The 15,138-nt window shown below is 62.6% G+C and carries 14 protein-coding genes and 1 tRNA gene; 7 read left to right on the forward strand and 8 right to left on the reverse strand.

Annotated features, from left to right (window positions below):
* Nucleotide 1 precedes the first annotated feature (1 nt).
* Nucleotides 2-673, forward strand: coding sequence for a 6-phosphogluconolactonase (pgl, locus tag BM131_RS01830; RefSeq protein WP_090184820.1), 672 nt, complete (start codon nucleotides 2-4; stop codon nucleotides 671-673).
* A 3-nt stretch (nucleotides 674-676) separates the two neighbouring features.
* Nucleotides 677-2,275, forward strand: a complete 1,599-nt coding sequence (gene pgi, locus BM131_RS01835; protein WP_090184823.1) for a glucose-6-phosphate isomerase — start codon at nucleotides 677-679, stop codon at nucleotides 2,273-2,275.
* Nucleotide 2,276: 1 nt separating this feature from the next.
* On the opposite strand, the gene BM131_RS01840 is transcribed toward pgi, so the two are convergent.
* The 4 genes from BM131_RS01840 to mepK form a co-directional block, all read right to left on the reverse strand.
* Nucleotides 2,277-2,747, reverse strand: coding sequence for an acyl-CoA thioesterase (locus BM131_RS01840; RefSeq protein WP_090184828.1), 471 nt, complete (start codon nucleotides 2,745-2,747; stop codon nucleotides 2,277-2,279).
* Entirely contained in the window at nucleotides 2,744-3,091 is a 348-nt protein-coding gene (locus BM131_RS01845; RefSeq protein ID WP_090184830.1) for a RidA family protein, read from the reverse strand. The genes BM131_RS01840 and BM131_RS01845 overlap by 4 nt, the downstream gene beginning before the upstream one ends.
* Nucleotides 3,092-3,120: 29 nt before the next feature.
* Nucleotides 3,121-3,194 (reverse strand) — tRNA-Gly (locus BM131_RS01850).
* A gap of 122 nt (nucleotides 3,195-3,316) precedes the next feature.
* Nucleotides 3,317-3,886, reverse strand: coding sequence for a peptidoglycan L,D-endopeptidase MepK (mepK, locus tag BM131_RS01855; RefSeq protein WP_090184832.1), 570 nt, complete (start codon nucleotides 3,884-3,886; stop codon nucleotides 3,317-3,319).
* Nucleotides 3,887-4,260: 374 nt separating this feature from the next.
* Here mepK and BM131_RS01860 point away from each other — a divergent pair, with 374 nt between their 5' ends.
* From BM131_RS01860 to BM131_RS01875, 4 genes are read left to right on the forward strand one after another with little or no spacing between them, the layout of a single operon-like run.
* The gene (locus tag BM131_RS01860; RefSeq protein WP_090184835.1) at nucleotides 4,261-5,832 is read left to right on the forward strand and encodes a L,D-transpeptidase family protein; all 1,572 of its coding nucleotides are present in this window, start codon (nucleotides 4,261-4,263) and stop codon (nucleotides 5,830-5,832) included.
* A 33-nt stretch (nucleotides 5,833-5,865) separates the two neighbouring features.
* Nucleotides 5,866-6,960 (forward strand): UDP-3-O-(3-hydroxymyristoyl)glucosamine N-acyltransferase, encoded by a 1,095-nt coding sequence (locus BM131_RS01865; RefSeq protein WP_090184837.1) that lies wholly within the window; start codon nucleotides 5,866-5,868, stop codon nucleotides 6,958-6,960.
* A gap of 25 nt (nucleotides 6,961-6,985) precedes the next feature.
* The gene (locus BM131_RS01870; protein ID WP_245754104.1) at nucleotides 6,986-7,249 is read left to right on the forward strand and encodes an acyl carrier protein; all 264 of its coding nucleotides are present in this window, start codon (nucleotides 6,986-6,988) and stop codon (nucleotides 7,247-7,249) included.
* A 4-nt stretch (nucleotides 7,250-7,253) separates the two neighbouring features.
* Nucleotides 7,254-8,462 (forward strand): beta-ketoacyl-[acyl-carrier-protein] synthase family protein, encoded by a 1,209-nt coding sequence (locus tag BM131_RS01875; protein ID WP_090184843.1) that lies wholly within the window; start codon nucleotides 7,254-7,256, stop codon nucleotides 8,460-8,462.
* A gap of 56 nt (nucleotides 8,463-8,518) precedes the next feature.
* Here the strand turns inward: BM131_RS01875 and BM131_RS01880 are convergent, their stop codons facing one another.
* On the reverse strand, nucleotides 8,519-9,154 hold the full coding sequence (locus tag BM131_RS01880) for an invasion associated locus B family protein (protein WP_245754114.1): 636 nt from the start codon (nucleotides 9,152-9,154) through the stop codon (nucleotides 8,519-8,521).
* 443 nt (nucleotides 9,155-9,597) lie between these two features.
* Here BM131_RS01880 and BM131_RS01885 point away from each other — a divergent pair, with 443 nt between their 5' ends.
* On the forward strand, nucleotides 9,598-11,142 hold the full coding sequence (locus BM131_RS01885) for a helicase HerA-like domain-containing protein (protein ID WP_090185331.1): 1,545 nt from the start codon (nucleotides 9,598-9,600) through the stop codon (nucleotides 11,140-11,142).
* A gap of 110 nt (nucleotides 11,143-11,252) precedes the next feature.
* On the opposite strand, the gene BM131_RS01890 is transcribed toward BM131_RS01885, so the two are convergent.
* The 3 genes from BM131_RS01890 to BM131_RS01900 all read right to left on the reverse strand — a co-directional run bounded on the left by BM131_RS01890 (nucleotide 11,253) and on the right by BM131_RS01900 (nucleotide 15,136).
* Nucleotides 11,253-12,560: an HlyC/CorC family transporter gene (locus BM131_RS01890; protein WP_090184850.1), complete on the reverse strand. Its 1,308-nt coding sequence runs from the start codon at nucleotides 12,558-12,560 to the stop codon at nucleotides 11,253-11,255.
* Between the two features lie 69 nt (nucleotides 12,561-12,629).
* Entirely contained in the window at nucleotides 12,630-13,586 is a 957-nt protein-coding gene (locus tag BM131_RS01895) for a site-specific tyrosine recombinase XerD (RefSeq protein WP_245754105.1), read from the reverse strand.
* A complete protein-coding gene (locus BM131_RS01900) occupies nucleotides 13,583-15,136 on the reverse strand; it encodes a hypothetical protein (protein ID WP_245754106.1) in 1,554 nt (517 codons plus the stop codon). Before BM131_RS01900 ends, BM131_RS01895 begins: the two co-directional genes overlap by 4 nt.
* Nucleotides 15,137-15,138: the final 2 nt, after the last annotated feature.

A 15,138-nucleotide genomic window follows, 5' to 3' on the forward strand; every position in this document is an offset into this window, starting at 1 on the left:
CATGGAATTCATTGAATACCCCGATGGCGAGATGATGATGATTCAGCTGGCCAACCGCTTGGCCGGTGAATTGCGTCAGGTGCTATCCACCCACGACCACGCGTCCTTTGCCGTGCCGGGTGGCACGACGCCGGGGCCGATTTTCGACAACCTGTGCTCGGCCAATCTGGACTGGGCACGCGTGCATGTGATGCTGACCGACGAACGCTGGGTGCCTGAAACATCAGAGCGGTCAAACACCCGCCTGCTGCGCCAGCGCCTGCTGACGGACCGCGCGGCAGAGGCCAAATATGTGCCGCTGTATGCCGATGCGCCGACGCCAGAGGATAAATTGGCAGACCTGCAAGAGGCGCTGACGCCGGAGTTGCCGCTGTCGCTGGTGCTGCTGGGGATGGGCGCTGATATGCATACCGCCAGCATTTTTCCCGGGGCGGATCAGTTGGATTTGGCGCTGAACGGCACCGACCGCCTTGTTGCGATGCGCGCGCCCGGTGCGCCAGAGCCGCGCATTACCCTGTCCGCCGCTGTGCTGAAACAGGCGATGAGCCGTCATATCGTTATCATCGGTGCCGAAAAGCGCGCCGCGCTTGAACGCGCCGCCACCCTGACACCGGAAGAAGCGCCCGTTGCGGCCGTTCTGCCCGGGTCCATCGTTCACTGGGCGGAGTCCTGATCTATGTTTGCTGACCTGAAATCCCATTTCGATTCCATCAAAGACCGCCGGATCAATGACACACTGGACGGTGACCGGGCCCGCGATTTTGCAGCGCAGACCGGGGACTTGCGGCTAGATTTTGCCAAGACACAGATCGACGGCGCAGCGCTGGATCAGCTGATTGCGCTGCTGGAAAAGGCCGATGTCGCTGGCCGCCGCGAGGCGATGTTTACTGGCGCGCCGATCAACGACACTGAAGGCCGCGCTGTGCTGCATACGGCGTTGCGCAATCTGGATGGCGACGCTGTCATGGTGGACGGCGTGGACGTGATGCATGACGTGCTGGCGACGCTGGATCGGATGGAAGTCTTTGCCGAAGCTGTCCGGGATGGCAGCTATCAGGGGCAGGGCGGCGCGATTACCGATGTGGTGAACATCGGCATCGGCGGATCCGACCTTGGGCCAAAGATGGGCACGCTTGCGCTGGCCCCTTATCACGACGGGCCGCGCTGCCATTTCGTCAGCAACGTCGATCCGGCGGATATTGCGCAAACATTGCAAGGGCTTGATCCGGCGACGACACTGGTGATCGTTGCATCCAAGACCTTTACCACCATCGAAACCATGACCAACGCCCGCACCGCAAAAGCGTGGATGGGCGAAACCGTCAAAGACACAGGCGCGCAGTTCGCCGCCCTGTCCACCGCCGCTGACAAGACCGCCGATTTCGGCATCGCGCCAAGCCGCGTGTTCGGATTCGAGGATTGGGTTGGCGGGCGCTATTCCATGTGGGGGCCGATTGGTTTGTCCCTGATGATCGCCATCGGGCCGGATGCATTTCGCGCGTTCCTGCGCGGCGGTCAGGCGATGGATCGCCACTTCCGCGCGGCACCATGGCGCGAAAACATGCCGGCGCTGCTGGCGCTGGTGGGCATCTGGCACAATCAGGTGTGCGATTACGCGACCCGCGCTGTGCTGCCCTATGACAACAACCTGTCGTGCTTGCCTGCTTACCTCCAACAGCTAGAGATGGAGAGTAACGGCAAGGGCGTCAGCCTTGATGGCGCGCCGCTGCCTTATAACTCTGGCCCCGTCGTCTGGGGCGAGCCGGGGACCAACGGCCAGCATGCGTTCTATCAGCTGATCCATCAGGGCACGCGGGTTATTCCGTGTGAATTCCTTGTCGCAGCTCGCGGTCATCACGATGATCTGCACCACCAGCATCAGCTGCTGGTCGCCAACTGCCTGGCCCAATCCGAAGCCCTGATGAAGGGCCGCACGCTGGATGAGGCGCGCGCAAAGGTCGCGGATAAGTTTGACGGCGCAGAGCTGGAACGCCAAGCGGCGCACCGCGTATTCCCCGGCAACCGTCCGTCGATCACGCTGACCTATCCGCAGTTGACGCCGGAAATGCTGGGCATGCTGATTGCTTTGTACGAACACCGTGTGTTCGTCGAAGGCGTCGTGCTGGGCGTGAATTCCTACGACCAATGGGGCGTGGAATTGGGCAAAGAGCTTGCGACCTCGCTCCAACCTGTCGTTGAAGGCACAAAAGCCGCCACTGACAAAGATGGGTCAACGGCGGCTTTGGTCGGTTTTCTGCAAAGTTACGGGCTGTAAATCAGCCCGCGACAGCGCCGTCCTGATCGATGAACATCTGACGGATGTGATCGGGGATGGTGCATTTTGAATTGTCGTCATTCAGCATGACCATCACCGCGTGGCTGGTGGTGGTCAAGCGGCCCCGCACCCAGACGCCATATTCCATGGTAAAGCTGCTGTTGCCAAGCTTGGTTGTGCGGCCGGTCATGATGTATTCATCGGTCAGCTTGACCTCTGACCGGTAGTCCAGACCGATATTGCGCAGCACGACCTTGGGCCGCTTGCCATCAATCGACCAGACGTCGCGGTCGTTGAAATACAAGATGCGCAGGTTCTCGAACCACTTCAGATAGACCGCGTTATTGACGTGCTGCAGCGCGTCGATTTCGCCAAAGCGGACCTTGTCGGCCATGCCAAAGGTCCACGGTTCCGGAATGCCCGCTGCACGCAGGTCGTCTGTGTGCAGCGGTGTCAGAAACGGAACGGTCATCCGACGACGGCGGTCACGATGATTTCGACCTTGTAGTCAGAGGTGGCCAGCTTGGCTTCACCGGTCCAGCGGGCAGGGGCGTTGCCCTTGGACACCCAGCCGTCCCAGACCGCGTTCATCGCGGCGAAATCGGCCATGTCTGCAACCCAAACCTGCGCGGTCAGGATTTTGGACTTGTCTGAACCCGCCAGCGCCAGCAGGCGATCGACTTGGGCCAGAACTTCGGTCGTTTGGGCGGTGGCGTCTTGACCGGGCGCGCCAACTTGGCCAGCCAGATAGACGATGCCATTGTGGACAACGGCTTGCGACATCCGGTCGCCGGATTCGATACGTTCAATGCTCATGTGATGTTCCTGCGCGGCAAGAGGAGAATTGGAGCGGGTAACGGGAATCGAACCCGTAACTGAAGCTTGGGAAGCTTTCGTGATACCTTTTCACCATACCCGCATGTGATCAACCATCGGCTGATGCGCTATCCTTACACTGGGTGCGGGGGCGGCTGCAAGCGGGCCGCGACATGAAAAAAGCGCCCGAAGGCGCTTTGTTTCCGCATCAAGGTTAGCGGGTGGTTAACCGCGCCAAGTGCGCACGTCGCCGCAATCCATGTGGACGAAGTTGGAACCGCGATAGGTGCCAACGCCGCCAGCGTTACAGGCTGCTGCTGCTTTGGTCATGTCGTTCACGGACCGGCTGGACAACCGCAGGTCAGCAGCTTGACCGCGCATGTGCAGCGAATTGCGCGCAACGCCGCCCGACTGGCTGCGCAGCATCGCGTTGGTTTCCGGGCTGCGGTAGCCGGACAGCAACATGTAAGGCTCTGACGTGTCCATCAGGCGGTGCGCTGCGGCCATGATATCTACGGTGCGGCTGTCCATATTGACGACCTTGCCGTTGCGCCAGTCACGCATGAATGCGTTCACTTCGCGCAGGGCCTCGCCGATGTACCGGCCTTCGATCCAATAGATCGTGTCCAAACGCTCGCCGGTCCGGCCAGAATACATGCTGATGCGGCGAATATCGCCGCTGCCGCGCAGGAAGCCTGCGGCCTTTGAATATGTGGGGGCGGCCGTCAATGCGGTCGCCGCGAATGCACCCAAAAGACCACGTCTTGAGATGCCAGAAGAACGCTGTTCCGTCATGGTTGATCTGTCCTGTCCCGTTTGCGCATATTTTTCGCGCTTATTCATCTATCCCCAGATGCAAGGTTTGTATGACACGGGTGCCGCGGCCCGCCAAGGGCGTAGGGGAAAAGGTTCCCTTGCAGCTCATAAATCGGCAAAAAATTGCGCATTGCTTGTGCAACTGCGCGCGATTTAGCCAAAAGGGGTAGGGATGCAACAGGTGCGGGCAAAGCGCACCGGGGGTCATTTGGCCATGGACATCGCTGGGGGCAATCTAGCAAAACCCTTGTAATTTATGCACCAATTTCGGGTGCCACATGTCTTTCGGGGGATAGACTTTGACGATCGTTTCGCTGCCACGGACCGCGCCGCGCGTTTTGCGCGCTTTTTTCATGTTTGCCGCTGTAATGACCTTGTGGGTGCTGGGTACGGCCCCAGCGCAGGCCCAAGTGACCGCGTTTCGCCAAGCTGTCGCCGAATCGGCGGCCCGGGACGAGGATCTGGCCACTTTCTACCGCGCCCGTGATTTTCAGGGCATCTGGGCGGGCGACGACCGCGCCGCGACCACCCGGCGCAATGCGCTGCTGACCGCCTTGTCAAACGCCGGTGCCCACGGTCTGCCAGAGGCGCGTTATAACGCCGAAGAGATGATCGCGCAGTTGCAGGCGGCCACGACGCCTACGCAGCAGGGCGCGATGGAAGTCGCGCTTTCGACCGCGTTTTTGACCTACGCCCGCGACGTACAGACCGGCATCCTGACCCCGTCCAAGGTCGTGCCGCTGATCGTGCGCGAAGTGCCATTGCGGTCCCGCCTTGCCACCTTGCAAGGCTTTTTGCAGTCCAACCCCGATGCATTCTTGCGCGCGCTGCCACCCAGCAGCCCGGAATATGCCCGCCTGATGCGGGAAAAGTTGCGCCTGGAAAATCTGTTGGCGCAGGGCGGCTATGGCCCGGCGGTGCAGGCATCCAGCCTTGCGCCGGGTGCCAGCGGTCAGGCTGTCGTTGATTTGCGCAACCGTCTGATCCTGATGGGTCACTTGGACCGCACCGCAACGCAGACCTATGACGCGACCATTCAGGCCGCCGTGCAGCGTTTTCAGCAGTCGATGGGCCTGTCCGCCGACGGCACGGCTGGCAGCGACACGATGAAAGAAATCAACGTCCCGCTGGATAAGCGGATGCAGTCCGTCATCGTCGCGATGGAGCGGGAGCGCTGGATCAACCGCCCGCGCGGCCTGCGTCACATCTGGGTCAACCTGACCGACTTTACCGCGACGATCGTGGACAACGACCGCGTCACATTTTCCACCCGCTCTGTCATCGGGGCAAGTGAAACCGACCGCCAGTCGCCTGAATTTTCGGACGTGATGGAATACATGGTTATCAACCCCAGCTGGTACGTGCCCCGGTCCATCGTGGTGAACGAATACCTGCCGCAGCTGCAAAGCAACTCGAACGCCGTTAGCCATTTGGACGTGACGGATCGCAGCGGCAATGTTGTGCCGCGCGGGTCGGTCAAGGCTGGCAATTATACCGCCCGCACTTTTCCCTATTCGATGCGTCAGGGCCCAAGCGAACGTAATGCGCTGGGGCTGGTGAAGTTCATGTTCCCGAACAAGTACAACATCTATCTGCACGACACCCCGTCCAAGAGCCTGTTCAGCCGCGAAAGCCGCGCATTTAGCCACGGCTGCATCCGTCTGAACGACCCCTTCGATTTCGCCTATGCGCTGCTGGCCAAGCAGGAATCGAACCCAGAGGCGCTGTTTCAATCCCGCCTGAAAACCGGCGCTGAAAGCCGTGTGACGCTGGAAGAGCCGGTGCCGGTGCATATCGTCTACCGCACCGCCTTTACCAATGTGACCGGCGCGCTGCAGTTCCGCCGCGACGTTTATGGGCGCGATGCTGCGATCTGGAATGCACTGTCGCAGACAGGGGTAGCCGTGCGCGCCGTTCAGGGCTAAATCTGCCCTGAACTTACACCAAAGGGGTCCGCCATGGGTTTGACAGTAGCCGAGATTGCAAAGGCCCTTGGGACCGAAGCCTTCGGGGATACGGCGCTTGTGGTGGACCACCCCGCAGAGCCGGGGCAAGCGGGCGCAAACGATCTGGCGCTGGCGATGTCGCCTGCCTATGCGGGCGCGCTTAAATCCAGCGCGGCCCAGGCGGCGATTGTCTGGGACGGGGCCGATTGGCAGGCGATGGGGCTGAAGGCCGCCATCACCGTACCGCGTGCGCGTCTGGCGATGGCGGCGCTGACCCAGTCGTTCGATCCCGCGCCCGCGCCCACGGGCATCCACCCCACCGCGATCATACCAGACAGCTGCACCATCGGCGCGGACCCCAGCATTGGGCCGTTTGTTGTGCTGGCCGAAGGCGTGCGCATTGGCGATCGCTGCCGCATTGATGCGCATGTCACGATCGGCCTGAATTCGACCCTTGGCGACGATTGCTGGCTGAACTCCGGCAGCCGCGTGGGCCGCAATTGCCACTTTGGCAGCCGTGTCATCTTGCAGCCGAACGCTGTCGTTGGGGCTGATGGTTTCTCCTATGTCACGCGCGAGCTGTCGAACGAGGAACGCGCCTATCAGTCGATGGGCCGCGAGCCGTTGACGCCGCCGGCCGACGGCAAGCGCCACCGCATCCACAGCCTTGGCGGGGTAATCTTTGGCGATGATGTCGAACTGGGTGCAAATTCCTGCGTCGATGCGGGCACGATCCGCGCCACGCAGGTCGGGCGTGGCACCAAGATTGATAACAACGTCATGGTCGGCCACAACTGCATCATCGGCGAGGACTGCATCCTGTGCGGTCAGGCGGCGATGGCAGGATCGGGTGTGCTGGGTGACCGCGTTGTCATGGGCGGCAAGGCCGCGACCAAGGATCATATCACCGTCGGCAATGACGTGGTGATGGCGGGGGCCAGCGGGCTTTACGTCGATACCAAGGACGGCATGTTTGTCATGGGGCTGCCCGCGATGGACCTGCCCAGCTACCGCGCCCGCGAAAAGGGCCTGCGCCGCTTGCCGCAGCTGCTTAAGGATTTCGCCGCGTTGCAGAAATTGGTTCCCAAAGACGGCGCGAGCGATTAAATCGCAGGCACGGATAGCAGGAGCCATGACCATGAATGTGCAGGACAAAGTGATCGCCATCCTCGCGGATCAGGCGCTTTTGGATGTGTCTGACGTGACGCTGGACGACACCCTTGATAGCCTTGGGATCGATAGCATGGGGCTGGTGGAAACCATCTTTGCCATCGAAGAGGCGTTCGATATCACCGTACCCTTCAACGCCAATGCGCCTGCGGAAAGCGGGTTTGACGTGACATCCGTGCGCGCGATTATCGCCGCCGTGCAGGACCTTGTGAAAGAGAAGGTCTAGCGCCGTGCGCCGGGTCGTCATCACCGGGGCAGGCACGATTAACCCGCTGGGCCATGACGTCCCCGCGACGCTGGCCGCGATGCAGGCAGGCACCTGCGCCATTGGCCCGCTGGACATCCGCGACGTGGACCGGCTGCAAATTCAGATCGGCGCGCAGGTTCGCGGCTATGACGAGGCGGACCATTTCAGCCGCCAAGACCTGACGCTTTACGACCGCTTTACCCAGTTCGCGCTGCTGTCCGCTGCGCAGGCGATGGGGCAGGCGGGGCTGGATCTGTCCGGCGATGCGGGCGAACGGGCGGGCGTGATCCTTGGCACCTCTGGCGGGGGGCTGAACACGCAGGACGACAATTACCGCGCGGTCTATGCCGAGGGGAAAAATCGCGTGCATCCCTTTATCGTGCCGCGTCTGATGGCCAATGCCGCCGCCAGCCATGTGTCGATCCGGCATAATCTGCGCGGCCCGGTGCTGACGATATCCACTGCCTGCGCGTCGTCTAATCACGCGATGGGGCAGGCGCTGGGGATGATCCGGGGCGGCATGGCCGATGTCATGCTGACGGGGGGCACCGAGGCGATGCTGTGTTTCGGCGGCATCAAGGCGTGGGAAGGCCTGCGCGTCATGTCCCGCGACGGCTGCCGCCCGTTTTCTGCTGATCGCAACGGCATGGTGCAGGGCGAAGGCGGCGCGGTTTTCGTGTTCGAAGAGCGCGAGCATGCCCTCGCGCGCGGCGCGAATATTTTGTGCGAAGTCGCGGGCTTCGCCATGTCATCGGACGCTGCCGATATCGTCACCCCCTCTGCCGAAGGGGCCGCGCGGGCGATGCGCGGTGCGCTCGCCGATGGCGGCATCGCGCTGTCGGATGTGGGCTATATCAACGCCCATGGCACCGGCACCGCCGTAAACGACCGGACCGAAACGCAGGCGATCCACGATGTCTTTGGTGCCCATGCGGACGCTTTGCAGGTGTCATCGACCAAGGCGATGCACGGCCACCTGATCGGCGGCACCGGCGCCGTCGAATTGCTATCCTGCATCATGGCGCTGCGGGACGGGGTCATCGCGCCGACCATTGGCCTGTCTGCGCCTGACCCGGCGTGTGATCTGGATTACGTCGCCAATACCGCGCGGCAGGCCCGCGTTGATGTGGCCATGTCCAACGCCTTTGCCTTTGGCGGATTGAACGCAGTGCTGGCGCTGCGCCGCGCCTAAGACACGCAAAAGCCGCCCCGCTTTTGGCAGGGCGGCCTAAGGTCGTTCAATCAGTTTTACTGTTCGTTCACGCTGTCAAAGCCAGCGGTGAAGCCGGACAAAGAGATGTCGAGCAGCACTTCTTGATCGGGTGCCGCAGCAGGCACCATACGCAGCGTCGCTTTGTTGCCGCGCTTCAGCTGGGCCAGTTCAGCAGAGGTAAAGCCGACGCGGGCGACGCAGCCAGCGGTGTTGCAGAACGTGAAGGGGTACAGCTTTGCTTCGCTGCTATCCACGGTCAAACGTAGCTGCTGGGTCAGCAGGGTTTCAAGCGGCACAACAATCGTCGCACCGGCAGCGGCCTGCTGGCCATCGGGCAGCGGGAAGGTGCTGAATTCAGCAACCGCATTGCCGTCGGAGTCCTTGAGCAGTTGGTACAGCTGGCAAGGGTCGGCTTGACCCTCTTCTGCCTTCAGGCAGCGCAGCGACCAATCGCCAAAGTTGTCGCGAATATATGGCTCGCCGACCTGGGGGCCAGCAGCAGCGGTATCGGTCGCGGCATCTGCAGCGGGTGCCGCGTCGGCAGGTGCGTCTGTCGCAGGCGCATCAGCAGCGTCTGTGGTCGGTGCGTCGGCAGCAGTGGCCTCAGCCGCAGGGGCCTCGATTGCGGTATCAGCGCTTGGTGCATCAGCCGTTTGGGCCAGCAAAGCCATGGGCGACGTGGCCAACACGATGGCAGCCAAAACAGGGGTAAAGGCGTTTTTCATAACAGGGTTCTCCGGGTCATGGGTCTGTTGGCGGGCCTATCACGACAGTGGGGGGCTGTCAGTGGGAAAAAACGAAGGGCGGCGCGCTGCCGCGCAGGCCGCATCAGGCGTAATAACCTGTTGCGCATAGAAAAAGGGCCCCCGAAAGGACCCTTTTCCGCTGTCTCCCTGTCGGACTTTGCCGACGAATTGTGCAGACGTTAGGCAATGCAGCGCCCGGCGTCAACATAGAACAGATGATAAAAAACGCCGCGCCCGAAGGCGCGGCAAGTCTGACAGGGAGGAGTCGCCCAGTGCCCCCGGGGGACATTGGAAACACCGGGCACCTTTGTTCTGGCATAGAGGTGTTAAGGATGTATTTTGACCGGAATGAAAACTCGGGGGACGGCATGTCTGACAGCATTTTTATCGGTGGCGGTGGCAAAGATTACGGCGAGGCGCAGGCCCTGCTGCTGGACAAGGCCAATCGTCACGGGCTGATCGCGGGGGCCACGGGCACCGGTAAAACCGTCACGCTGCAAATTCTAGCCGAAGGGTTTTCGGCCGCTGGTGTCCCGGTGTTTTTGTCCGACGTGAAGGGGGACTTGTCAGGTCTGGCCGCCAGCGGAACGGCAGATTTCAAACTGCACGACGCCTTTACCAAACGGGCCGCGACAATCGGGCTGGATCTGCAATACACCGCCTTTCCTGTGACATTCTGGGACCTGCTGGGCCAGCAAGGCCACCCGATCCGCGCCACCGTGGCCGAGATGGGGCCGCTGCTGTTGGCGCAGCTTCTGGGTCTGACGGACGTGCAAGAGGGCGTGCTGAACGTCGCCTTTCGCGTCGCAGATGAAGAAGGTCTGCCGCTGCTGGACCTCAAAGACCTGCAATCGCTGCTGGTCTGGACCGGGCAGAACGCCAAAGACTTGTCCCTGCGGTATGGCAATGTTGCGGCCAGTTCGGTCGGGGCGATCCAGCGCAGCCTGCTGACGCTGGAAAACCAAGGCGGCAATGCGCTGTTTGGTGAACCCGCGCTAGAGCTGGCTGATATGATGACCTGCGCCCCCGACGGGCGCGGGCAGATCAATATCCTTGCTGCCGATCAGCTGATGGGATCGCCAAAGCTTTATGCGACGTTCCTGCTGTGGCTCTTGTCAGAGCTGTTCGAAGAGCTGCCAGAGGTCGGCAACCCGGATAAGCCCAAGCTGGTGTTCTTTTTCGACGAAGCGCATCTGCTGTTCGACGGCGCGCCAAAGGTCTTGGTCGATAAGGTCGAACAGGTGGCGCGTCTGATCCGGTCCAAGGGCGTGGGCGTCTATTTCATCACGCAAAACCCCGCCGATGTGCCCGACGATGTGCTGGGCCAGCTTGGTAACCGGGTGCAACACGCTTTGCGCGCTTTCACCGCCCGCGACCGTCAGGACCTGAAAAAAGCCGCCGAGACCTATCGCGACAACCCCGATTTCGACACGGCAGAGGCGATCCAGCAGGTCGGCACCGGAGAGGCGCTGACATCCATGCTGGACGGCAAAGGCGCGCCGATGATGGTGCAGCGCACCTTGATCCGCCCGCCGTCGTCGCAGCTGGGACCGATTGATGCGGCGGCGCGCGCGGCCCTGATGGCGGCGAGCCCAATGGCCGGGAAATACGACACGGCGATCGACCGCGAGAGTGCGTTCGAGATGCTATCCAAACGTGCCGATAGCGCTGCCGCAGAGGCGGCAAAAGCCGAAGCAGCAGAGGAAGCTGCCGAAGCGAAAGAGCGCGAATTCAAACAGGCCCGCCGCTATGATGCGCCGCAAACCGGGCGGTCCACATCGCGCAAGCGCAGCAGCACGTCCAATCAAGGCTTTGGCGGGGCAATCGCCAGCGTTGTGATCAAAGAGCTGAAAGGCACCACCGGGCGGCGCATTGTGCGCGGGATTTTGGGCGGGCTGTTCAAGGGGCGCTGATGGGCGCGCCGTGGGCCGGATCAGAGTTTTGAGTATTTTTTGGCAAGATGATGGGACAAGTGCCGCGTCTTGCAGGGCAAGGGCGCGGTTTGAGCCGCGCCCTTGCTGGTTTAAAGCGGGCGGATTTTCAGGGTCGCGAGGCGGTTTTCGTCTTTGTCGACAACCTCGAACCGGAAGCCGTGGAACGAGAAAACCTGACCTTCGACGGGAATGATCTGCGCCTCGTGGATGACGAGGCCTGCGACGGTGTTTGCCTCTTCGTCAGGCAGGCTCCAGTCATGGGCGCGGTTGACGTCACGGATCGTCATCGAGCCGTCGATAAGGTAGGCGCCGTCTTCGGTCTGGGTGAAGACGTAGTCGTCTTCTTCGTCGAATTCATCGGCGATTTCACCGACGATTTCTTCGATGATGTCTTCAAGCGTCAGCAGACCCTGCAGCGCGCCGTATTCGTCCACGACCAGTGCAAAGTGGGTTTTGCGTTTCAGGAACTGGCGCATCTGTTCGTCCAGCGCCGTGGTTTCAGGCACAAAGTAGGGCGGCATTGCCACGTCCATAATGTCGACGCGGGTCAGTGGGTCGCCGCCATCGGCGTCGCTGGTGTGGATGGCGCGCAGCAGGTCTTTGGCGTGGATGACGCCGACGATGTTTTCGGGATCATCACGGTAAAGCGGCAGGCGGGTATGGGCCGATTCAAGGCATTGGCGCAGGATGTCGACGGCGGGCTGGTCAGCGTCGACCATCTCAATCCCAGAGCGGTGCAGCATCACCTCTGCCACAGTGCGGTCGGCGAGGTCGAGGGCACCCAGAATGCGGTCGCGGTCTTCTTTTTCCACCACGCCTTCGGAGTGGCCCAGTTGCAGGGCACCGGCGATTTCTTCGCGCACGGCAAGGATGTGGCTGTTAGGATCGGTGCGCACGCCAAAGACGTAAAGGACGCCGCGCACAAAGTAGCGCACGGCATTAACGATGGGCGAAAACACGATAACGATCAGCTGGATCGGCCGGGCTACCAGTGACGCAGTGCTTTCGGGATTGGTGATCGCGTAGGTTTTGGGCAGCACCTCGGCGAAGATGAGGACGAGCAGGGTCATGACCAGCGTGGCGAGCGCGACACCGTTGGGGCCGAAGGTTTTTGTCAGCAGCGCGGTGGCCAGCGACGTCGCCAGAATGTTCACGACGTTATTGCCCAGCAGGACCGAGCCGATCAGCCGTTCGCTGTCTTCGGTGACATCCAGCGCCTTTTGCGCGCCTTTGCTGCCCCGGTCGGCGGCAGCGCGCAATTTGCCGCGCGAGGCGGCGGTCAGCGCGGTTTCAGAGCCGGAGAAAAAGCCCGACATGACAAGAAGCACCATGATGCCGCCTGCCGTCAGCCAAAAGGCTGCGTCAAAAAGCGGGGCGGCGGTCGATACGGGGTCCATGGTCTGCCTATATAAAGTGGTTTGAGGGTTTATGGGGATGGTTGCGGCCCGCTTCAAGGGTTTGCGGGTTTATTGGGGCTTTGGTTTGCGCGCCAGCGGGTGGTGCGTCAAGACAAGTGCGCTCAGCGCCTCGTCCAGAACGTGGGTGTAGATTTCGGTTGTGGCAACGTCGGCATGGCCCAGCATGATCTGGATCGCGCGCAAATCGGCCCCGCCTGCCAGCAGGTGCGTAGCAAAGGCGTGGCGCATCGTGTGGGGGGTGACGTCAGCGGGCGGGATGCCAGCGGTCAGCGCCAGTTCCTTGATTAGGAAAAAGAACCGTTGCCGGGTCATGTGGCCGATTTTCCCGCGCGTCGGAAACAGGTATTTGGACACGGGCTTGCCTGCGGTGCGCCGCTGTTCTTGCGCCGCGTCCCAGTCGATCAGCCAAGCGGTGACGGCAGCGCGGGCGGGAGGCGACAGGGGCACAAGGCGTTCTTTGCCGCCTTTACCGCGCACCAGCAGCATGCGCGGATCGCCGCGGGCCGCAGACACGGGCAGAGACACCAGTTCGGTCACGCGCATGCCGGTGGCGTAAAGCAGTTCCATCAGGCAGGTGTTCTTGACCGCATCCACTTCGCAGTCGCGGGCCGCTTGCATCAGGCGGCCGACTTCGTCGACGGTCAGGGTTTTGGGCAAAGATTTGGACTTGCCCGGCCCTTTGATCTGGATTGCGGGGTTGTCGCTGCGCCAGCCTTCCTCGAATGCGAAACGATACAGCTGGCGGATCGACGACAGGCGCCGGGCGCGGGTGGCGCGGGACAGGCCCTGATTGTCGCAGTCGATCAGGTAGCCGGTGACGTCGTCCTGCGTGGCGGTGGCAAAGTGCAGCCCCTTGTCCGCCAGCCAGCCTGCGACATCGCTTAAATCGCGGGCATAGGCCAACTGGGTGTTGCGGGCGGCGTCAAGCTCTGCCGCTTGGGCGGCCACAAAGGTTTGGATCCAGTGGGCCATCGCGTCTGGCCCCTGCGCGGCGGTGTCCGTCATAGGGTGCGGTTCAGCAGCAGCAGTTGCAGGGCGGCGCGGCGGGCGACATCGTTCAGCCCCGCGCGGCGCAGCACCAGCAGCGCATCGGTGACAGAGCGTGCATCCCCTGCGACGCCTGCGTCAAACAAGGGCAGGGCGCGCAGCAAAGCCTCGCCCAGTTTTTTCTCGGCCAGCAGGTCGGCAAAGACCTGCGGCGGGGCCGTATCGGCAAAACCTGCGGCGATCGCCTCTTCCATGCTGCTGCGCGGATCAACGCCCGTGAAATCGCCAAGGGCCGCAGCGCGCACAAAGGCCGGCACGTCCGGCAGGGCGGCGGCGCGGGCATAATCGCCCGACAGCAGTTGCACGGTCGTCGCGATCTGTGCGGCGGGTCCGGTCAGGTCGATCTGCGACAGGGGGGCGGCATACAGGGTGGCAAAGCCGACCTCTGCCCGGACCTCTTGCATGGCGGACCAGACGGTAGGCAGGGTGTCTGCTACGGCATCCGGGTCGCCGTCGTTCATGGCGGCGTTAAATTTGCGAAACGCGTCGACCCGGTCCCAGACGCCGCCGGATGCGGCGGGCGTCACGCCGGTCATGACACGGGACAGGTCCTGCGGCGACAGCGCACCGTGCAAGGACAGGCGTTCGGCCGCGTCCAGACGCGCCTTTTCCCCGACGGTGTCGCGCAGGTCCGCGCGGGCAAAGGCAAGGGGGAGCGGGCCAGTGGACAGCCCTTCGCCAATGGCTTCGCGCATGCGAAAGATCAGCGGGCTGATGCGGTCGGGCGGTGGCAAGGGCGCTGCGGGATCGACAAGGTCGGCGTCTAAAAAGCGCGACAGCAGCGCGTCTTCGTCATCGGGCATATCGCCAAGGGCGCGGTGGGTGTTCAGCGTCAGCGCGGCGGCCATCCAGTCGCCGCTGCGCGCAAGGCAAAAGATGCGCGCGGGATAGGTCGGGGCCAGACCGGGGGCGGTCTGCATTGCGGCGCAAGGCTCGTCCTCTGTGCCGGTCAGCAGGGCGACGTCGAACCAGCGGCGATACAGGGCGGGTTCTATGGGGTCGGCGGCTTTGATCAGGGCCAGCGCCTCTGTCAGGTCTGCTAGGTCCAGCAGTTTGTCGATGCGTGCCAGCAGCAAGGCCCCGGCATCGCCCGCGGGGGCGTCGGCCTTGGCCAGCAGCAGCGTGACGAAAAGATCGTGCAGCGCGGGCAGTTCTGGCTCTGACTGCGCCTGAATAAGCGTCGCCAGCATGTCGCTGTCACTCGCGGACCATAGTGTCACCGGCAGGCCGGTGTCAGCCTGCGCCAGCGTTCCGATGGCGTCGGGGGCCACCGCATCAAGCGGGGTGACGATGATCTGCGGCGTGCCCGCGCCGTCGGCGGTGGGCGGCTCGTTCAGGCGGGGTTTGGAAGGCGCTTTGGCCGCGGCGACGGGCGGTTCAACCGACTGCGACAGCCAGTCGATGGCGGAAAGTGGCTGATCCGATTGGGCCGCAAGCGGCAAAGCGCTGCTGGCGGCGGCCAGAAACGCGGCGTGAAACAGGGGCAGCATCAGGCCGCGTTGCGCCATAG

Source organism: Loktanella salsilacus, from assembly GCF_900114485.1.
Lineage (GTDB): Bacteria > Pseudomonadota > Alphaproteobacteria > Rhodobacterales > Rhodobacteraceae > Loktanella > Loktanella salsilacus.